The 21702-nt window shown below is 36.5% G+C and carries 21 protein-coding genes and 1 tRNA gene; 1 reads left to right on the forward strand and 21 read right to left on the reverse strand.

Annotated elements, in window-relative coordinates:
- Positions 1-48 precede the first annotated feature (48 nt).
- The 8 genes from LEGAS_RS07230 to LEGAS_RS07265 form a co-directional block, all read right to left on the reverse strand.
- Positions 49-966 (reverse strand): phosphoglycerate dehydrogenase, encoded by a 918-nt coding sequence (locus LEGAS_RS07230; protein ID WP_010383004.1) that lies wholly within the window; start codon positions 964-966, stop codon positions 49-51.
- A gap of 45 nt (positions 967-1011) precedes the next feature.
- Positions 1012-1407: a cytidine deaminase gene (locus tag LEGAS_RS07235; protein WP_013231840.1), complete on the reverse strand. Its 396-nt coding sequence runs from the start codon at positions 1405-1407 to the stop codon at positions 1012-1014.
- 113 nt (positions 1408-1520) lie between these two features.
- A complete protein-coding gene (pepF, locus tag LEGAS_RS07240; protein WP_010383008.1) occupies positions 1521-3308 on the reverse strand; it encodes an oligoendopeptidase F in 1788 nt (595 codons plus the stop codon).
- Positions 3309-3404: 96 nt separating this feature from the next.
- Positions 3405-4433 carry a competence protein CoiA gene (locus LEGAS_RS07245; protein WP_013231841.1) on the reverse strand — a complete coding sequence of 343 codons (1029 nt, stop codon included), beginning with the start codon at positions 4431-4433 and terminating at the stop codon, positions 3405-3407.
- 49 nt (positions 4434-4482) lie between these two features.
- A complete protein-coding gene (locus LEGAS_RS07250) occupies positions 4483-5916 on the reverse strand; it encodes an ABC transporter substrate-binding protein/permease (protein WP_013231842.1) in 1434 nt (477 codons plus the stop codon).
- A gap of 77 nt (positions 5917-5993) precedes the next feature.
- On the reverse strand, positions 5994-6746 hold the full coding sequence (locus tag LEGAS_RS07255; RefSeq protein WP_041771847.1) for an amino acid ABC transporter ATP-binding protein: 753 nt from the start codon (positions 6744-6746) through the stop codon (positions 5994-5996).
- Complete coding sequence (locus LEGAS_RS07260) at positions 6746-8149, reverse strand: ABC transporter substrate-binding protein/permease (RefSeq protein WP_372452426.1); 1404 nt, start codon at positions 8147-8149, stop codon at positions 6746-6748. Before LEGAS_RS07260 ends, LEGAS_RS07255 begins: the two co-directional genes overlap by 1 nt.
- A 256-nt stretch (positions 8150-8405) precedes the next feature.
- Complete coding sequence (locus LEGAS_RS07265; RefSeq protein ID WP_010382824.1) at positions 8406-9470, reverse strand: BMP family lipoprotein; 1065 nt, start codon at positions 9468-9470, stop codon at positions 8406-8408.
- A gap of 208 nt (positions 9471-9678) precedes the next feature.
- Here LEGAS_RS07265 and LEGAS_RS07270 point away from each other — a divergent pair, with 208 nt between their 5' ends.
- Entirely contained in the window at positions 9679-10689 is a 1011-nt protein-coding gene (locus LEGAS_RS07270; RefSeq protein WP_010382825.1) for a sugar transferase, read from the forward strand.
- Positions 10690-10705: 16 nt separating this feature from the next.
- Here LEGAS_RS07270 and LEGAS_RS07275 read toward each other — a convergent pair.
- The 13 genes from LEGAS_RS07275 to zapA all read right to left on the reverse strand — a co-directional run bounded on the left by LEGAS_RS07275 (position 10706) and on the right by zapA (position 21599).
- Positions 10706-10776 (reverse strand) — tRNA-Cys (locus tag LEGAS_RS07275).
- Between the two features lie 132 nt (positions 10777-10908).
- Positions 10909-11304 carry an immunity protein Imm33 domain-containing protein gene (locus tag LEGAS_RS07280; protein WP_010382826.1) on the reverse strand — a complete coding sequence of 132 codons (396 nt, stop codon included), beginning with the start codon at positions 11302-11304 and terminating at the stop codon, positions 10909-10911.
- Between the two features lie 96 nt (positions 11305-11400).
- The gene (locus LEGAS_RS07285) at positions 11401-11703 is read right to left on the reverse strand and encodes a hypothetical protein (protein ID WP_010382827.1); all 303 of its coding nucleotides are present in this window, start codon (positions 11701-11703) and stop codon (positions 11401-11403) included.
- The gene (locus LEGAS_RS07290) at positions 11687-12469 is read right to left on the reverse strand and encodes a YibE/F family protein (RefSeq protein ID WP_010382828.1); all 783 of its coding nucleotides are present in this window, start codon (positions 12467-12469) and stop codon (positions 11687-11689) included. The genes LEGAS_RS07285 and LEGAS_RS07290 overlap by 17 nt, the downstream gene beginning before the upstream one ends.
- Positions 12466-13554, reverse strand: a complete 1089-nt coding sequence (locus LEGAS_RS07295; RefSeq protein WP_013231845.1) for a YibE/F family protein — start codon at positions 13552-13554, stop codon at positions 12466-12468. Before LEGAS_RS07295 ends, LEGAS_RS07290 begins: the two co-directional genes overlap by 4 nt.
- Complete coding sequence (dnaI, locus tag LEGAS_RS07300) at positions 13551-14477, reverse strand: primosomal protein DnaI (RefSeq protein ID WP_010382829.1); 927 nt, start codon at positions 14475-14477, stop codon at positions 13551-13553. Before dnaI ends, LEGAS_RS07295 begins: the two co-directional genes overlap by 4 nt.
- Position 14478: 1 nt before the next feature.
- Positions 14479-15816 (reverse strand): replication initiation and membrane attachment family protein, encoded by a 1338-nt coding sequence (locus LEGAS_RS07305; RefSeq protein ID WP_010382830.1) that lies wholly within the window; start codon positions 15814-15816, stop codon positions 14479-14481.
- Positions 15803-16423, reverse strand: a complete 621-nt coding sequence (gene coaE, locus LEGAS_RS07310; protein ID WP_010382831.1) for a dephospho-CoA kinase — start codon at positions 16421-16423, stop codon at positions 15803-15805. The genes LEGAS_RS07305 and coaE overlap by 14 nt, the downstream gene beginning before the upstream one ends.
- Complete coding sequence (locus LEGAS_RS07315; RefSeq protein WP_010382832.1) at positions 16423-17172, reverse strand: DUF975 family protein; 750 nt, start codon at positions 17170-17172, stop codon at positions 16423-16425. Before LEGAS_RS07315 ends, coaE begins: the two co-directional genes overlap by 1 nt.
- A complete protein-coding gene (gene mutM / locus LEGAS_RS07320) occupies positions 17150-18013 on the reverse strand; it encodes a bifunctional DNA-formamidopyrimidine glycosylase/DNA-(apurinic or apyrimidinic site) lyase (RefSeq protein ID WP_010382833.1) in 864 nt (287 codons plus the stop codon). The genes LEGAS_RS07315 and mutM overlap by 23 nt, the downstream gene beginning before the upstream one ends.
- 199 nt (positions 18014-18212) lie before the next feature.
- Positions 18213-20618 carry an endonuclease MutS2 gene (locus LEGAS_RS07325; RefSeq protein WP_013231846.1) on the reverse strand — a complete coding sequence of 802 codons (2406 nt, stop codon included), beginning with the start codon at positions 20616-20618 and terminating at the stop codon, positions 18213-18215.
- A gap of 64 nt (positions 20619-20682) precedes the next feature.
- Positions 20683-21204, reverse strand: a complete 522-nt coding sequence (locus LEGAS_RS07330; RefSeq protein ID WP_010382834.1) for a CvpA family protein — start codon at positions 21202-21204, stop codon at positions 20683-20685.
- Positions 21201-21599: a cell division protein ZapA gene (zapA, locus tag LEGAS_RS07335; RefSeq protein WP_010382835.1), complete on the reverse strand. Its 399-nt coding sequence runs from the start codon at positions 21597-21599 to the stop codon at positions 21201-21203. The genes LEGAS_RS07330 and zapA overlap by 4 nt, the downstream gene beginning before the upstream one ends.
- Positions 21600-21702: the final 103 nt, after the last annotated feature.

A 21702-nucleotide genomic window follows, 5' to 3' on the forward strand; every position in this document is an offset into this window, starting at 1 on the left:
GGCAGGTTGAGATCATATTAATCTCAGCCTGCCGCTTTTTTATCTTTTTTAATTCACTTGATAACGTGGTGCTTGACCATTTAGTACACGCACAACTTCTTCTGCTGCAGTTAATCCAACTGTATCAAAAGCCTCACGTGACTTTGCTGCAACATGTGGTGTAACAAAAACATTAGGCAAGGACAGTAGTTCATTATCCTCACTAATTGGTTCAACAGCTACAACATCTAAACCAGCACCAGCAATTTCTCCAGACTTCAGCGCATTAATCAGCGCTAGTTCATCAATAACTGTTCCTCTACCAATATTGACTAATACCGCATTTGATTTCATTTTCTTGAAAACGGCCATATCAATCATATTGTTGGTTTCAGATGTTGCGGGTAGTGCCAATACTACAAAATCAGACTGCGTATAAATTTCTTCAAGTGACGCCATACGGCCATTTTTAACCACTTTATTATGCCGAGCATATGCCAATACTTTAACGTTAAAACCTGTCAACAATTGATCAATTTTTTGACCTATTGCACCAAATCCAATTATTCCAACAGTTTTATTCGTGACTTCTTGGCCTATCTGTATGTTGTTAACATCTTCAGTAATACTCAGGCGTTGTTGATAAAATGAACGTCCAGCCATTAGCATATGCATAATAGCAGTTTCAGCTACAGCCGTTGCGTTTGCTCCCGGCGTGTTTGTCACAATAATATTATGTGCATTGGCATCATCTAAGTTTACATTATCATAGCCAACACCATAACGTGCAATCACCTTCAAATTTGGCATTTGAGACATTATTTTTTCTGACACAGGATGCATCATCAAGATCATACCATCAGCATCTGAGTGTGCAATCAAGTCATTATCATCGTTTTGTTTATTTGAAATAACTTCAATACCATTTGCTTTTAGGTAAGTAATAGCTGTCTCTGCAATTTCATCAAATACTAATACTTTTTTCATTGCTATCTCCCTTAATATTCTAAATAATTTCTCACATGTTGCCAACTATTTTAAAGCATTGAAAGATCCCGGCATTAATGCCGCAATAGTGGTCTTAATTTCTTTACCCGCATCATTAATTAACCAAATTGGCATATCAGGTTCAAAAAATTCTACCATTACTTGCCGGCAAGCGCCACAAGGTGCAATTGGTTCATCAGTACGCCCAGCAATAACCAATCCTTTAAATCGTTTGTATCCTGCAGCAATCGCACTAAAAATAGCCGTTCTTTCTGCACAATTTGTTAAGCCAAACGATACATTTTCAATATTAACACCTTTAAATATTGTATCATTGTCTGTTAATAACGCTGCACCCACCGGAAAATGTGAATAAGGTGTATACGTTTGATTAAGTGCCTCAAGTGCCACTTTAACTAACTGTTGTGGCGCCGTTGTCATTTTTATTTCTACTTGCTCATTATTCATGATCACGCCATCCTATTCATCAGATCTTTTGACTCAGTAGTATACACTATTTATTACTTATTATAAAACAATAATAACCGTATTACTTACTTGATTAATAATGATTCCAATTGATTCAATCGTGTCTCAAACACATCGAATGCCTGCTTTAAATAATCTGCTTGACTCATATCCACGCCAGCTTTCAAAATCACATTCAACGGATAGTCCGATGAACCAGCTTTTAAGTATGCCTTATAATCTTCTGCGCCATCATTTTTAATGATACGTTCTGCTAATGTGGTTGCTGCCGCTTCACCTGTTGCGTATTGGTAAACATAGTAATTATAATAAAAATGTGGTATTCGTGTCCATTCATATGCAATTTCTTCATCTGGAAACAAATCTGGTCCATAATATTTTTGGTTAAGTTCACTATAATATGTGCTCATTTGGTCAGCAGTCAAAGCGACACCCGCTGCACTTTGCTCATGAATCCAATTTTCAAATTCCGCAAACTGCGTCTGACGAAAGACAGTCCCTTTAAAACCATCAAGATATTGATTCAAAACATACGCTTGGAATTTAGGATCACTATTTGTTTTTAGTAAATAATTTGTTAGTAAACTTTCATTAGTTGTCGAAGCAATTTCTGCTAAGAAAATTGGATAGTCACCATAATGATAGTCCTGATTATGTCGTGTTAAATAAGAATGAACAGAATGACCCATTTCATGAGCCAATGTATAAACATTGTTCAAATTATTTTGCCAGTTTAACAAAATAAAAGGATTTGTATCATAAGTACCACTCGAATATGCTCCTGAACGTTTCCCTTTGTTTTCAACAACATCAATCCAGCGTTCGTCAAATGCTTTTTTGACAATTTCAAGATAATCTTGACCTAATGGTGCTAACGCAGCTAACACAATTTCTTGTGCCTTTTCATATGTAACATCAAAATCAACTTCATCCACCAATGGCACATACAAATCATAACTATGCACATCTGTTACGCCTAAAATTCTTTTACGCAATGATACAAAGCGATGTAACAATGGTAAATTAGCCGTTACCGTCTGACTTAGCGTATCAAAAACAGTCGTTGGGACGTTGTGTGGCAAGATAGCTGCTTCGCGCGCTGAATTATAATGTCGCACTTTAGCTAAAAAGTTATGTCCTTTAATGTGAGATGATAAAGTTGAAGCAAATGTGTTTTGCAAACCGATGTAACTGTCATATAATGTTTCAAATGCTTCACGGCGTAAATCTCGTGACTTTGATTCCAGTAACAAACTAAATAGCCCATTGGTCAAGGCTACAGTCTCACCAGATTCCGTATGTACATCCCCAAAAGTTATATCTGAATTATCAAGCGCACCAAATGTGTTCTCTGATGCATTAAAAATATCACCTACACCAGCTAATAATTTTTCTTGTTCCGCATCTAACGTGTGTGGCTTTAAAGCACGCAATGTTTCAAATAAATGTGCATACTGTTGTAAACCATCAGTCATTAAGTAAGCTGTCAATTTATCATCTGGTATGTTTAAAACTTCTGGTTGAAAATAGGCTGTTGCTTGACTTACTTCAGCCCAAAGTGCTTGTACGCGTGAATTGAAAGCCGCATACGACTGATTTGTTGTGTCTTGATCATAAATTTGATGTGCATATACATACACTTTTTCCAATTCCCGTTCTATTTTCAAATCTGCCTCTAAAGCAGACTGTAACAATGCAGCTGAATCGCCAACATGTCCAACAAAACGACTCAACATTTCCGCTTCCTGTTTAACAGCAGCAAAAGCGAGTTCCCAATCATTATCAGAATCAAAAATTGTAGACAGATCCCACGTAAGATCTTCAGGTACTTCATTGCGTAATAGTTGTGCCATAATATTAACGTTCAGTTATCGTTTTTAAATAATCCTCACCTTTGCAAACGATAACTGATACTTCTCCTCTACATGATATAATATCTTATTTTATCACTAATTTCTCACTTTACCTAGTTTTTCTTGTATCGATTCATACCATACGGGAACTTGTATCACTAGTATGTATTGCTCTTTTTGGACAATATATTTTTGTTGTACAAGTTCCTTTAAAAGACTCATTGATTGCTGCTTTTTAAAGTCTCTATCACCTAAAACATAATTATTTAATTTAGCTAAAAAAACATCTTGACGCACAACGTTTCCTAAGCCTATGTACTCAATAAGTAATAAAGATAGCATGCGCCAATGCCAATTAGGAATAGATAGACCAAAATGCCAACCTTGATGAATCCAAAGTGGTGCATTAAGCAGTAATCGTTGACGTTGATAAAGATAACACACTATTTTTTCATCTATACGTTTTTGAATCAGCAAGCTTTGTAACTTATAAATTTGCTTTTTAATATTAACATGTGACCTACCATCGCTTGTAACTGTTTCAAATAAATGATGACTATATTTTTCTGTGTAACTGACACGTTCAAAATCGTATTTTTTGAAATTTGTACGATGAATAAACTTTTTAATGTTTGGTAAATAAAACGTTAAATTCCCCTGCACTAAAAATTTTAAAATTGTTGTTTGAATCATATTTTTAACATAGTAGTCGTTGCCTAAAATCCAAATAACATGAATATTTTGACTTTTATACCCTGCATTACGCTGATCAAGTTTATGTTGCGAAATTGGACTGCATTGATATTCAATTGCTATTTGTTGATGCCCACGTTGCATTAAAAGATCAGGTCGTTGGTGAATTTTTGGTATCACTGCTTCAATTTTAATATCACCGAAATGTTGTAAGTATATCGCCAATTGTAATTTCCCTGCTAAATGCTGTGTTGTTTCATTTTCTGAAAATGTTGCACAAGTAGCTTTTGCATAATGAGCGAAATGTTTTTGTTTGATGTCACCACTTTTGAGTACAACCCTTTCTTTGCAACCAGGGCATACAAATTGTTGATTTTTAATCGCATCAGCTGCCTTGACATATTTTTGATTATCATTAAGTGCTATGATCATAAAAAGCGCCTCCAATTCATCATACGAATCGGTGACGCTTTGTTCACAATTACTTCAATTTCTTTTCTACCCAATTACTTAACCAAGTTAATAGTGTGATGACGATTAAATAGATCACAGCAATAATTGCCCACACTCTGAATCCTTGAGAATTGCGAGCAACGATCAATGTGCCAGTTTGAGTCAACTCTAGTAAACCAATGGCTGATAAAATTGACGTATCTTTTAACGTGATAATAAATTGATTGATAAAACTTGGTACCATAATACGTAGTCCTTGTGGCATGATAACGCGACGCATAGCACTACCGTATGGTAAACCAAGTGAACGCGCAGCCTCCATTTGACCCCGATTAACTGCTTCAAATCCACCACGTACAAAAGCACCAGTATAGGCACCCTCGTTTAAAATTAAAGTAATAATTCCTGCTGTAAATGCTGGAATTTTAACACCGGTCACACCTGGCAAACCAATATAAATAAAGAATGCCAACACCATTAACGGTAACCCACGGAAAATATAAATAATGGTTGTAGAGATAGTACGAACCCATCTGTATTCACTGACACCTAAAATTCCTAATAACACACCCCAAACTGAGGCTAAAATGATGGCTATGACCGTGAGTTCAAGGGTTTGCCATAAGCCTTTTAATAAAGCAGCCCGATTTGATGTCATAATGCCCCATATAGAGCTATTATCTTTCTTGTTACCAGAGAAAGTTGCTTGGCTAGCACCGAGGTATTTCGCTACAATTTTATCATATGTGCCATCTTTTTTGATAGCAGCAAAACCACGGTTAAATGAAGCCAATAATATTTTATTTTTGCCTTTTTCAACGGCAAATCCATATGAACCGGCGTTGCCTGGCTTATTAGCATTCATCACCTTTAAAGCCATGCCATTTTTGATAGCATACTGAATCACTGGCATATCCTCAAATGTTGCCGCCGAGTTGCCAACGACAACATCGTTGTACATGGTATCTGTATCATTAAAGTATTTCACTTTAAAACCATACTCTGTCTGCAGAGACTTGCCATACTCTGAAGCGGCTGTCCCAGTTTTCAAAGCAACTGTTTGACCCTTTAAATCACTTAATGATTTAATTTTACTGTTTTTTCCAACAATCCATGCAACGCCAGTTTTGTAATAAGGTGTTGAAAAATCATAAACTTCTTTACGTTCGGGCGTGATTGACATACCCGCGATAATACCATCAGCTTGCCCGTTAGAAACAAGTTGGGCCGCAGAATTATAGCTCATGGGCCGCATAGTATACGTAAAGTTTTCTCTCTTGGCAATAACTTTCATAGTATCTTGCTCTATGCCAACATAGTTACTATTTTTGTCTTGAAAAGTAAACGGCGCATAAGTTGCATCAGTCGTAATTGTATAATGCGGCTCAGCTGCATTAACTGTTGATACAAATGCAAACGATGAAACAAGTGTTGCCAACCCTAGTAAACATTTTTTAAACATTTTATGATATCCTCCCATATCTCACAAAAAAGTCGACCATATGGTCGGCTTTTTTATCTATCTTAACACCATTTCATTTATGCATGCATGACTTTACTTAAGAACTCTTGTAATCGTTCATTTTTTGGTGCATTAAAGATTTGTTCAGGCACGCCAGATTCTTGAATTTTACCTGCTTCGAAGAACACAACGCGGTCTGCTACTTGCTTAGCAAATCCCATTTCATGTGTAACGATAATCATTGTCATACCAGACTCAGCCAAATTCTTCATCACCTCCAACACATCACCCACCATTTCGGGATCCAATGCTGAAGTAGGTTCGTCAAAGAGCATCACATCTGGTTCCATTGCCAAAGCACGAGCAATGGCAATGCGTTGCTTTTGACCACCAGATAGTGAACTCACTGATACATCAGCTTTATCAACCAAATCCACTGTTTTAAGGAGTTCACGTGCTTTTTTCTCTGCAGCAACTTTATCCAATTTGCCAAGTTCCACAGGTGCTAACATAATGTTTTCCAGCACAGTATAATTATTAAACAAATTAAAATTCTGAAATACCATACCTATATTTTCACGCACTTTATTGATATCAGTGGCTTTTTCAGAAATATCAAAACCATCAACTACAATTGTGCCATTATCTGGTGTTTCTAATTGATTTAACATACGTAGAAACGTTGATTTTCCAGATCCTGAAGGACCAATCATAACTACCACTTCATTTTCAGCGATGTCTAACGAAATATCACGTAGCACATGGTTTTCACCATATGACTTATTGACTTTTTCAACATGTACTTTTACTTTTTTTTGTGTTTCGCTCATCATGCACGTGTCCTCTTTTCTACCCAATTACTCAACCATGTCAGCAAAGTAATCACAATTAAGTATATCACAGCCACAATTGCCCACACTCTAAATCCTTGTGAGTTACGAGAAACAATCAAAGAACCCGTTTGTGTTAACTCTAAAATACCAATCGCTGATAAAATAGAAGTGTCTTTCAACGTGATAATAAACTGATTAATAAAACTTGGTATCATGATTTTTAAGCCTTGTGGCACAACTACCTTACGCATAGACTTAGCATAAGACAATCCGAGAGATCTTGATGCCTCCATTTGTCCACGATCCACCGCCGCAAATCCACCTCGAACAAAAGCAGCAGTATAAGCACCTTCGTTTAAGACCAATGTTAACAATCCAGCAGTAAACGCTGGAATTTTCATGCCAATCACACTAGGTAAACCAATATAGATAAAGAATGCTAATACCATTAAAGGTAAGCCACGGAAAATATATATGATCGTTGTTGATAGACTCCGTAAAATTGAATTTTGACTGACACCCATGATGCCAAGTAAAATTCCCCAAACAGACGCCAAGATAATTGCTAAAACAGTCAGAAGCATAGTCTGCCACAAACCTTTTAAGAAAGCACCATCATTAGCTTTTAGTATACCAAGCACAGAACTATTGTCTTGTTTGCTGCCAGTAAATGTTGTCGCACTAGCACCTAAATATTTTGCAACAATTTTATCATACGTACCATCTTTTTTTATCTCTGCAAAACCGCGATTAAAATCCGCTAGTAACTGCGTATTTTTACCTTTTTGAACACCAAAACCATACCACCCAGCTTGAATTGGTGATTTTGAATTCATAACCTTCAATTGTGTGCCATTTTTTACAGCGTATTGAATAACGGGCAAATCACCAAAAGTTGCTTGTGCGTTCCCATTAATCACATCATTGTACAATGTATCAGAATCATTAAAATAAGTGACTTTGAAACCATATTTTTTTTGTACTGACAGCGCATAGTCGGCCCCTGAGGTACCTGTTTTCAAAGCAACAGTCTGTCCTTTTAAATCACTTAATGACTTAATATTTGATTCTTTTTTGACAGCCCAGCCAATACCTGATCGATAATATGGTGTGCCAAAATCAAATACCGCTTTACGTTCATCTGTAATCGACATTCCAGCAATGACACCATCAGCCTGTCCAGAAGATACTGACTGTGTCGCAGCATTAAAGCTCATAGGCTTTAACGTATAAGTAAACCCTTGCCGTTTAGCAATGGTTTTCAAAATTTCTTGATCAATACCTGTATATTGATTATTTTTATCTTGAAAATCAAATGGTGGATACGTCGCATCTGTTGTAATAATGTAATTTGGCGTTTGAGCCGCATTGATATTATTACTCGTAACAAGAAACGTCATTAATGCTAGCAGACCAACAATTAAACTTTTTACTATTTTTTTCATAATAACTCCATTTTACCAAAAAATATGTGATGACAAGTAATCTTATGTTAGGTTTTTTAACACACTTATTATTTTACTAATGACCCATTATAACAATGTGACCACCTTCTAATATAAAAAACACTTCGCAGATTAACCGTTAGCACTGGTTAATCTGCGAAGTGTGCCAATATCTCATTGCCTTTTATACTAAGCTTACTTTAATTATTATTTATGGATGTACTGGTACTTTAATGTCACCTGCAATAATTTTCTTTTGTGCCGATTGCACTGCTGACCATACGTTGTCTGAAGCTGAATCCTTAGCCAAAGCCACGCCCTTCTCTTTTAGACCGTATGTGATTGTTTTGCCACCTGGGAAATTACCCTTACGGCCATCATTTGAAAGTGATTCAACTGCATGATCCACACGTTTAACCGCTGAAACAAGTGTAAAGTTTGACTTTTCGTTGTTTTTAGCCGTATAAGCCCCGTCCTGCTTTTGATCCATATCAACACCAATCACCCAAATCTTATGGTCGGAATCAGCTGTCAACTTTTGATTATTAGCTTTTGCCTCAGAGAAAACACCTGACCCTGTGCCACCAGCTGCTTGGAAAATAACATCCGCACCACCAGCTACCATTGATGCAGCGATTGTTTTTCCTTTAGCAGCATCAGTAAATGAATCAGCATACTGTGATACGATTTTAATATTTGGGTCTGTTGCTGCAACACCAGCTTTAAATCCTGCTTCAAAGGTATCGATGATATCGCCATGAATACCACCAATAAAACCAACTGTTTTTGATTTTGTTTGTTTAGCCGCTGCAACACCAGCTAAATATGATGACTGTTCAGACTTGAACATTAACGAAGCCACATTCTTGTCAGGAATCACTGAGTCTATGATCGCAAAATTTGTCTTTGGGTTAGCTTTGGCAACCGTATTCATTGCCGGTGCCGCTGCAAAACCAACACCGTATACTAATTTATAGCCACCTTTGACTGCTGTTTGTAAATTTGTTTTAATATCTGATGTATCAGTACTTTGAAAATAATTAAATCCTTTTGTGCCTTGTTTGAGATTGTTATCTTTACCATACGCCTTTAAACCAGACCATGCTGATTGGTTAAAAGAGCGGTCATCTACACCACCACCATCAGTCACTAAGGCAACTGTGTAGTTGTTCTTACCCATTGACTGTGAACCACTACCTCGTGTCGCAGCGTAAATACCACCACCAACAACTGCGACTGCAATAATACCAATACCAATTTGTGCTGAACGTTGCATAATTAAAAATGTGTGTAAGTACCCAAAATCGACTTACACCTCTCCTCTCAAAAAGTTATATACTCATTATGCGTCATTTTCTCTTTGAAACCATGATAAAATGATTAAAATTTAGCAAAAAAGGCGAACTTTATATTTTTATTTAATTTTTCGTTCGTATTTTAAAACTTTTTATTAAATATGGTTCGGATTTTGGTAAAATAATCATATGACATATCACATCACACATACAATTGAACCATGGATGCCAGCAGGCGCCTTAAAAGCAAAATCGGATTATGCGACAATTGCGGTCGCTTTAGGTTGGCATAAATTACCCTTAATGCGCTATAACGATGCACGTTTCTCTAATGAGACGCGCTTACAAAAAATTTCCGAATGGTTAACAGATGTTAAACCAAAAGATCTTGTTCTTCATCAATTTCCAACTTATATGAGCGCTGAATTTGAACGTCAATTTGTCCATACGTTAAAACACCTCAATGTTTGTCGTGCTATTGTAATTCATGACATTGAACCCTTGAGATTGGTTAAGCAAGATGCTTGGGAATATCAGATTTTAAACCAATATGATTTTATTATTGTCCATTCCAAAGACATGAAAAATCAGTTACAAGCCAATGGTGTAAAAGCCGCCTTTATTGTGCAACCGTTATTTGACTATCTCAGTCAGCCACGCCCAACTGCTTTATTTAGCCGTAATATAAACTTTGCTGGCACTTTTCAAAAATCTCCTTGGTTACAGAGTTACACTGGTCCAAACTTAACTCTCTTTGGTTCAAAACCAAAAAAATGGCAAAACATTGATTTTTCAACACATATCAATTATCAAGGTAATTTTGATCCCGAAGAAATTGTTAACCACCTGACTGATGGTTATGGTCTCATCTGGGATAGTGATTTCGATGATAAAACTTATCAAACCTACACACGTTATAATACACCTCACAAGGCTAGCTTATACCTACGCGCAGGCTTGCCATTAATTGCTTGGTCTCAAAGTGCTATCGGACAATTTATTGTCAATCACAAACTAGGTTTTGTCATTAATAATTTAACTGATCTCAATCTAAAATTACATGCGATAAATGAGGCACAATATCAATTATGGCAGACTAATATACAAATAATTGCTGATCATGTGGGTCGCGGTGACTACACGAAAAATACATTGCTTCGACTCAGTGCATACCAAAAAGATCATTACTTATCTAAGTAATGATCTTTTTATTTAGAGGTAATAACCGGAGTCGAACCGGCGATGACGGTTTTGCAGACCGTTGCCTTACCACTTGGCTATATTACCATTATTAAAAACTATTGTAACAATAATGAACTTACAAACAGCGAATAACATTAAATAAATCATCTGTTATTTTTTTCATTACAACAACATTTACAATTATATGTGAAAATGATTCAAATTACAAATACTTTGTTACTTTGAATCATTTTCCATGACATCGCCAGCGACAATTTCAATATTTGGCGTCACTGTACCATCTGATAACCAAACAGGTGTATGTGTTTTCGGATCCCACCACCCCTTAACATTCACACGTTTATCAAGCATCAAATCAGTACCATATGGTAAATCTAGCACATTAATTAGACTAGGTTCAATAGCTAGGGCCGTTTCAATTACCAGTGGCATGAAATTTTCAGAATTTTCGTTCCATTGCGCCGTGTCGTTATCAGCAAATAGCAGCCATCCTGAATCTTGTGATGTTGTGGGCGCCAATTCTCGGTATATCCAACGTAAATTACCAGTGCCATCTATCAAATGCTTTGAAGCCAATACAACAGCTTCAGGCTGATTAAATACTGAGCGCATAAGTCATCTCCCTAGCATGTTCAAAAACATGTTTTCTTTCAACAAGAACTACTCTAATTATATCTCATAACTTATTGATTACAAAATAACAAATTTTTAACCTAATTTATTTTCCAATAAAATTTGTGTCATATTCGTATCCATTTCAGGGGTGCGACGCCATTCTTCCCAGCCATCATACTCTAATGGTAATAATTGGTAATGGTCATTGATATAGTTTTCCAATTTTTCAACAGATGACGAACGTGCAATATTCATTTTTAAAATACGAACACGTTTGATGTACCCATGCTCAGCAGCATACTCTGAGCGACCATTATGTGTAATATTTCCGAGTTCAAAGTAAATCGAATCATCATTGCGTGTGATTTCTTCTATGAGATTAAATGTCTCTTTCATGTTTGATTCTCACTTTCTGCTGCTTAACGTTGGTACGTACAATGAACCAACTGGCAATCCAAATACTCAATAAAATCCCAAGCATACCAAGTAACATTGTTACAATTTCTGTCATCAATAATTTGGCATTTACAAACATTGCAATTGGATAGCGTAGGCGAACAAACCAAATAAGTAGCGGTATGTTGGCACCCAACACCCCAAAAAACAGAGTATTAATCGCGGTTCCTAAAATCTGGCCACCGATAATACGTGAATGCGCATACAAACTAGTACTGGTCATATCAGGTGATCGTTCAATTACTTCATTTAGATCTGCCGAAATTGCCATGGCTGCTTCTGCAACAGCACCTAACACTGAAATCACCATCACAACCATGGCGATGTTGTTAAATGATAATCCCACAGTCAAAGATAATCCTTCTAGTTCTTCTGAATTTTCCGTTGTAAACCCTTGAAATTGGCCAAAATATTGTAATATAATTGATAAGGCCATTAAAATAGCCACAACAATAATACTCGTTTTAAAAGCTGTATTGGTTACTTCAATATTATCTGAACCTAGGTAAATAGCAACTGCCAAAATAATAACACTGATAATAGCTGTTACAATATAAGCATTAAATTGCCAATTAATCAAAATAATTAAAATAAAGATAGCAAAAAAATTGCATACTAGTCCCAAAAAAGCTTTGACGCCCTGAATGTGACCGACAATAATCATTAATACAAACAATATAATAACAAGAATTCCGATTGCATTCATAGTTTGGTCACCTTTCTTGCCATGATCCAACCAACTAAAGCGCTCGTAACTGGCACTGCCAAAACAATACCAATACCCGAAATCACTGTTTGTAATATCCCTAAATTCATAGTTTGGTCCATAATATAAGTCCAGTTATTACCGTTACGCAACATTAAAAACACCATTGGCATCGTTTCCGCAATAAATATCATAAACAACACATTAATCAGTGTCCCCATAATTTCACGACCTACAGACATACCAGCATGCCAGTAATCGCTAAAATGACGTGTTATTCCTTCCCGGCGCATACCAAATTGCATCGCCACAATATCTGCCGCTTCATCCATCACAGCTCCCAGTACGCCGATAATCGTTTGAGCCATAAACAGTGTCACTGGCACCTGTGTGACATAAGACATTGTTTCAAAATGGACACCGGCATTATTAGTTAAACGTAAAACACAAAGCAACAAGCCGATGGTTAACGTTGTTGTCAACAACGTTGTCAGTAACGTAATGCCCATTTGCAACGTTTTACCTAATACCAAAGCCAAACTAGCCGTTGCAAACAATATCGCTAGTACGCTAAATAGCAGTAAAACATTTGCATCTTTACTGTGCACATTAATAAAAAGCGCGAACCCAAATAATAAGATATTAATCACTAAACTAAACATTAGCCAGCTTGTTGCTCGCCATTTACTATAAATGAGCAATAAACCAACTAATAAAGTGGCAACCGCACCAACTACTGCATCGCGTTTTAATGATAAAATATGCTTAGTGGCACCAATATTTTCTAATAATAATTGGTCTCCAACACGATATTTATTGGAAATAACCTGTGATTGTGCATAGCTGTTACTCACGTAGATAGTTTTTTTAGCATGATTTAACAATTTAACGGTTAGTTTTTGTGTCATAATAAAGTCTGAATTTTGATGTTCATCCGTTATTTTTTGCGTTTCTTTCTCACTAACTCTTGTGACTTGACCAACTGGATTAGTGTACAAAAACGCATCATGTCGCAAAAATAACCAAGCCATCGCAACTATCATGAGTACCAACCAATATTTTTTTGTTTTCTTAATAAACGTCAATTTTCCAACCGTCGATTTTTGCCATTAACCTCTATTAATCGTGCCAAAAATTTAATACGCTGCATCAAACGTGCAGCCTTCCCTGTATCACGATCGTCACGTGTTTCGGATAAATAGGTGGTCATTTCATTCATATCAAAGTTAGATGTCATAAATGTCGTTAGTTCATTTTGCATGCGATATTCCAAAATAACCCCCAAAATATCATCACGAATCCACATACTTAAATTTTCAGCACCTAAATCATCCAAAATTAATACAGTCGTTGTTTTAGTTTGCATAATGAGTTTTTCTCTCACATCGCTGTTTTTACCAATTGTATTCTTTAAATCAACCGCAAAAGAAGGAAAATGAACAAGCATGACATCAATATTATTAGCCGCTAACGCATTTGCTAAAGCGCCCATTAAATAGGTTTTTCCTACGCCAAATTCACCATATACATATAATCCTTGCACATACGCATCATCTTTTTTAAGCAATTGTGTCAAAATATCTACAATTGCCGTCACCACATTTGCACGACCAGAATCAACTACAATTGTCTGCAAATCAGCATCACGAATAGCCTTTGGCATCTTGTAAGATGTCAATTTTTCAGCCTGCATTAACTGTTTTTGTGTACTTTCATCAGCAACGTAACGAACATGCGGGTACCCCTTTTCAATCGCTAATTGTGGATAATACCCAGGATATAGTGACTTTTCCCCACGTGAAATACGTTCTTTTTGCTGCACAAATTCATGTAGGTCCATCATCTTTAATTGGAAAGCGTCTTGGCGTAATTTTGTTTGATTTTCGGCCCAAAAATGGCGAACATCTTCGTCATTAGCAATTTGTTTCACGACTTCAGCCAGTGAGGTTTCTTCAATTTTAGAATATTTTTGTTGCAATTGTTTTAGTATTTCTGATAAGTTTTGCATATTAGTTTTTCGTCTTTATATTTTTCAACTTTGCCAAAGCAGCAGCAGCTTCGTCATTATTAGCATTCGTCTCTACTTTGGCTTTAGTTTGCGGTGGGTTCGCATTTGCTTTAACAAATTTTGGTGTCGTCTTTTCCGACTTTTGACTACGACTAAATCGTTTTTCTTGTCTCGCTTGATTGGCTTTCTGCCGTTGCTGAATTTGTATTAATGCTTTTTCTGGTGAATCAACACGATTTTGAGTCCAAGAATCAGCAATCGTCGTGACTAATGCGGCTTTTAAACTATCGTTTTGTAAGCCAATCAAAACATAATGCACTAAAATATTGACAACTGACATAGATAATGTACTCTGTGAAATGAGATAATCGACTAAGTCACGTTCATTTTTTAACACAAGCCCATTTTTTAAGGTTGTCTTTACATAACCCAAAAAATCTTGTGCATTCGTTGTACTGGCAATTTCAATTAACGCCCGTGCCTCAGTGTTTTTTATTTCTGGTACAGTTACCTTGGGTTCAGACTGTTTGTCAACAGTTTCTATCGCCACTTTTCGTGTTATTTGCTTCCGCAAGAGACGCTGAATTTCTTGTTCATTAATCTCATGTGTATCTAGTGTAACACTTTGATTCACAAAACCTGCTAATGTGACTTCATCAACGCCATATGTCATATGCATCGCTACCAGAAAGTTGCGATGTTTGTTTACTTCTGTTAGATTTGTGCCACGAATCATAGCCGAAAAATCATCAAATTTAAAATCGCTTTCATCGATTTGTAATGTCGCTTCTTGATAAACTAATGGTGTGGTTGGTATGCTTAAATCATTTTGATGTTGAAAAACCTGTAGAAAGCGTGCCGAAATATCAGTTCCTATTAATTTTTCCTGCCCTTGTATATCATAACGATTTTCAAGTATTAAATATCGTTCCTCACCAACAAATTTATATAGCAAACCAGACAATAATTGTTCTTTAAAAAATTTATCTGCTGACAAGGGCGTTAAAATCCGATAGCCATAAACTTCACCTCTTGCATCCTGCTCATAAACTGTTCGAATTAAGCCTGCTGCCTCTAAACGTCGACGACATTTAACAAAATTTGGCAAACTAATATTTAAACTATCTATTATAAAATTATGATCTTGTCGCTTAAGATGCTCTTTAGTAAAAGGTAATTCATTCACCAATAAATGATACAGTGCATAACTCGTTGCACCAATAAAAGGTAAGTATAAATTAAATACCCGATCTAAATCATCAACAGTGATTAAATGATCGCTTCTAAAAAAAGCGCCAGCTGTCGCATGGAATTCAATTGTTTCATTATTTTGTGCCATATTTGGGAGCAATTTCCTTGAGTTCTGTCATCAAGTTTTTGATTTGTTTTTCTAAAAATGCCTGATCGCCATTATTATCTAATACGTAATCTGCGCGTGCGATTTTATCTGCGAGCGGCATCTGTGAATTAATACGATTTTTAGCCTTGGCATCATCTAAATTATCTCTTGCTTTAACACGGTTTATTTGTGTTTGTGAATCGGTGGTTACAACTACAACTTTATCGATGTAATCGTTATTTTTATAGCCACGCTCAAATAAGAGCGGGACATCAATTATCAGCACAGGTACTTTTTGTGAACGCCAAAAAGCAATTTTATCTGCCATTGCTGAATTAATTACTGGCTGCATGATAGCGTTCAATCGCGTTAATTCAGCTTTGTTACTAAATACAATATCACCTAATTTATGTCGGTCCAGCATCCCATTTTTAATAATATCTGGTCCAAAAGTTAATTTTATATTTTCTAACGTGTGCGTTCCTGGTTCCACGACTTCTCTAGCTACCACATCAGCATCTACAATCGGAAACCCTGCATCGCGCAGTATTTTACTAACAGTCGATTTGCCGGTACCAATACCACCTGTTAAACCAATGATTAACATTATACAGCCACGCTTTCCGACATAGCCAGCGTGAATAGATGACGGGAATAAGAAACACGAGTGGCGTTAAGATAGGGAACAATATAGATATAAGCCAGTCCACCAGTCAAAATCCCTATTATGTGCCAACCTATAAAACTTAATTCTAATAAAAATAATTCCCATTTACGACCAGCCATTACTCGCCGACTAACCTTAATATAATCTGTTAATTGTCCTTGTCGTGTGCCATTTTCAATATCAATTTTATATGCAAAATAAGTTTGTGAATACGAAAATAATTTAACAATTCCAGGAACAATAAATAACAGCGTCCATAAGAATATCAACATACTCTGAACAATTGTTAACAACAAAGTATGTAAAAAATTGCCACGATTAAAAATTTGAAGAGCATCTTTAAACGTTGGTAGTTCTTTTGGATTCTCATACCATTCAATCAATGTCCAACTAGCAGTCCAAATAAATATCAGTTGAATTGCATCACTTAAAACACTCTCGACAATGGAAAAAACTTGTTGTAAAGCACTATCATTATCATTGGTCACAGCCGTACTACTTGGCATTTGTGATAAACCTCTGAAACTCATGATAATCGCATACATCATCATGAGTAGTGTTATGACGTTTAAAATGGTGAAGATAATTGGTGCAATATTAATTTTAATGGCAGTTTTAAAATGACCATGATATAAATGACGTGCCTCACGTTTCACTTCGCGGATACTAATTGGTTCTGTTGATTTCATCGATTCTCCTATCATGAGTCATTTGACAAGCAGGGCAAAAGGTTGTGCCCCGTTGGCCAACCTTTATTTTTACCATTGTCGTGCCACAACGTAAACACGGCTGTCCCACACGACCATAGGCCTGTAATTCATTTTGAAACTGGCCAACTTCCCCAAACACATTGCTAAAACTATGCACTGTTGTGCCATGATGCGCAATAGCACGTTTCATTTCTGCGATAATATTTTCTCGAAGTAGCGACAGTTCACGCACTGTTAACGTTTTTGTCGGTGTTTCTGGATGAATTTTACTTTGCCATAACACTTCGTCAGCATAAATATTGCCAATGCCTGCAATCTGATTTTGATCTAACAAAAAACTCTTGACCGGTTTTTTAGATCGCGAAAAAATGTCTACCATGTAGTCTAAAGCCAAATCTTTTTCTGTTGGTTCTGGTCCAAGTTTAGCAAGAGATGGGACATCATTTATCTCAAAATGCGTATTTGTGAGCGTCATTCGACCAAAACGACGCGTGTCATTATAAAATACGCGACGCTGATCTAATAATTCAAAGATGATTTCCGTATGTTTATACGGCCTCGTCTCAATTGATTCAACAGAATATTGTCCCTCCATCCGTAAATGTGACACAATAGTATGGCCGTTGGACAAGCGTAATAACAAATACTTGCCACGGCGATCAATTGCTGTAAATGAAGCATTTGTTACGCCCGTTATAAATGCTTGTGAATCGCCGTTGATCAACTTAGGATATAGTAAGTGAACCTGCGTAATTTGACCACCAACAATTAATTTTTCTAAACCGCGACGAACCGTTTCAACCTCAGGTAATTCTGGCATAATACTCCCTAAATACTTTTAACTAAGTGTTTTGAATTAACAAAGCTAACTTTTGGGCTAACTTTACTTCATGAAAATAACATGAAAATGTATAGTACTAATTTTACCACACTCCCGCTGTACCATTTTCGATAACCGTATAAAAAAGAAGCATATATTGTTCAAACAATATATGCTTCTTTTTTGATATAAGCAAATATTATGCTAACTCAGCGATGGTGGCCCCATCACCACCAGCATTAGCACTAGCAAAATGAAATGATTTCACCCGACGGTCTGAACGAAGAAACTCGCTTACACCTTTTCGAAGCGCACCTGTTCCTTTACCATGGATAATTTCTACCGTACCAAGATTAGCTAAAACAGCTGTATCTAAATAACGATCAAGTTCTGCTAATGCCGCTTCATAACGTACACCGCGCAAGTTTAAGCTAGCACTGGCATTGCCACGTGCAGCACTAGTCATCGTACTTGTTTTAACAAATTTTTTCCTTTTCTGCTTAGTTTTAACTTGCTGCGCCTTGGCAGTTGCTTCAGTTTTGACAATGTCATCTTCGTCCACAAGCATTTTTAAAATACCCATTTCGACTTCCCATTGCCCGTTACTATGCTGTTTAACTAATATTCCTTGTTGATTATATGATTTAACTACTATTTCATCGCCCGTTGCCAATGCTTTAGCAAGTTTAGCTTTTTGTAAGACTTTATTTTTTTCTAAACTGTCATTTTGACGTAGTTTATCAAACTGCCCCTTCTTAACCTGCAAATCTTGTTCACTTAAACTGCCAGCCTGCTGACCCACATTCAGACGTTCCTTACGAATTTCAGATATCAGTTGTTCAGCTTGCTTCTTAGTGGATGCTACAATATGATTTGCTTCGTTTTTCGCTTCTAAAACAATTTGGGCACGTTCTTTATCCAACTTACGTTGTTGTTCTGCCAATGATTCTGACCGCTCTGCAGTTGTTTTTAACCGTAACTCTAGTTCAGCGTTATTTTTTTTAACAGCGTCGCGTTGCGTGACTAAATCAATAATCATATCATTTAAGTCTTGATCAGATTCATCAGTTAATGCAGTAGCTGCACCAATAACATCCTCACCAAGACCTAGGCGCTTAGCAATGGCTAATGCATTTGATTGTCCTGGTACGCCCATCAAAAATTGATAAGTTGGTTTTAATGTTTCGACATCAAAAACCATAGAAGCATTCAATGTTTCTGGCCTGTTATAGCCATATAGTTTCAACTCAGGATAGTGAGTTGTTGCAATGACATAACCACCCAAACTAGCTACTTTATCTAAAATAGCAATCGCTAACGCGGCGCCTTCTGCTGGATCTGTGCCTGCACCCAATTCATCAAAAATAACTAGACTATTACCATCAATATCATCAATCATTGATATAATATTAGCCATGTGCGAACTAAATGTGGATAAACTCTGTTCGATAGACTGTTCATCCCCAATATCAGCAAAAATTTCATGAAAAACGCCAACTGTTGATGGTCGTTTGGTTGTGATAAACAACCCAGACTGTGCCATGAGTTGTAACAGGCCAAGGGTTTTAATTGTAATCGTTTTACCACCCGTATTGGGACCAGTAATAATAATTGATTTGTACTGATCGCCTAAGGTAATATCATTAGCCACAGCTATCTTTTTGTCCAAAAGTGGATGCCATGCTTGTTGTAAATCAACATGATTCTCTATATTAACAACTGGTTGCATCGCATCTAATTGTGCAGCCAATCGTGCTTTAGCATTGACAAAATCAAAATGCCCCAAAATATTAACATTTTGTGCAATTTCATTTGTGTATGGTTCAAGCGCTGATGATAGTATTTGAAGAACGTGTTGCTCCTCAGCTTGTTCCTTAACACGCAATTCACTTAATTTATTATTGAGCTCAACGACTGCTTGCGGCTCAATGTACAATGTTTGGCCTGTTTGGCTCTGATCATGAACCACTCCACCAAATTGATTACGATATTCTGCTTTAACCGGCAATACATAGCGCTCTGCACGAATTGTTATAATAGGATCGCTTAAATATTGAGCAGATTTTCCACGCGTGTAACTTTGCATTTTACTTTTAACAGCATGTTCGTTACCAGTAATTTTGCCACGAATTGATTTTAAATCAAAAGATGCCTCATCATTGATACGGCCCGTCGCATCAATAGCAATCTCTATTTGCCGTGTCACATCTGAAAGGATTGCCAATTTTTCTGCTTGTTCTGGTAATACTTTAAGAGACTCGCCAATAATCTCATCAGCCATCTGCTTAAAGAAATTAGCAATGGCAGTCGTATTACGTAATACTGTACCAATTTCTGATAATTCTGTCGCACTTAAACTTGCACTAATATTGAGACGTTTTAAATGTGGTGTGATATCGGCTAATTTGGCCAAAGGAATGCCACCTTTTAAACGGTCAATTAAAACACCATCAGCCGTCTCAAGCAACCAATAATTGATAATGTTCACATCAGTTTCTGGATGTAATTTATCTGCTTCTAGTCGACCAACCGGTGTAGACAAAAAGCCACGCAATTGTGACTTGATCTTATCATATTCTAACGTTTGTAATACTTTTTTGTTCATGCTTTTTATGCGCACCCGCGCTCATTTCTTTCATATTTTAAAATAATCAAGACCAATTAACACGTCACAGCCACCAATTATAAATTTGTTCCGCAAAAAACGGAGCATTATCTAATAACTCATTCAACTGATGTGTATTTAAAAACTGATCCTGTACCCAAACATTTGGTATAACTGACAGTACTTGTAAACTAAAAAACGCAATAACTATACCAATAACACCATATAGTAAAGCACCAAGTACACCATCAACCCAGCCTAATAACGGTATATGACGAATAACTTTTAAAGACCGCAGCACATAATGGCTAATGGCACCACCCAGCATCAATAAAATACAAAAACTAATGCCTGAAGCTAAAAATTGTGAGCCATGACTAACCAGATCTTGTGGTACACTCGTCCGAATAAACTGCCCGTCGACAAAATTTGATATAACTGTACCAAATGGCTTAGAAAATTTAATCGCAATATACCAAACCACAAGCCATAACGCTAACCGCAGCAAGCCATTTACAAACCCGTGACGGTATCCAGACAGCAACCATGCCAGCACAAAAAGTATCGCAATTCCTAATAATATCATAAGTTTGTTGTTCCTTGATTAAATAGCTTATCTGTTATGCGTGCTTGACTATCATGTTTGGCATCATCAATAATTGAGCCAATAGCGTTTTTAGGCTCACGCCTCTTTTTTAGCTTTTGCATGTTTTTTAATTCGGATTCTAATCTGGCAATTTTCGCCTGTAATTCATCAATTTCAGCTTGTTTGTGAAGCTGATCAGAAAGTGCATTAAATGTTAATAATACTGTTTGATCACCTTGAGATAAATTTGGTGCAACCGTTTTTATTTGAATCAATTGTTTATTGAATAAAGTTTCAGTGGCTTTAAAATGTGGCAAACTAGCATTGCCCGAAATTGTATAATTTTTGCCAGCCAAATTAGCCTTGTAATGCTTTTTCTCGTTTTGAGTAACCATTGTTTTTTCCCTTGTTATGTCTAGTCAATTATACACTATATTTCCTTTAACCAAAACTGATATACTTAATAGTATGCAAACAGTCATACAAGTTACACCATCA

This window comes from Leuconostoc gasicomitatum LMG 18811, from assembly GCF_000196855.1.
Classification (GTDB): domain Bacteria; phylum Bacillota; class Bacilli; order Lactobacillales; family Lactobacillaceae; genus Leuconostoc; species Leuconostoc gasicomitatum.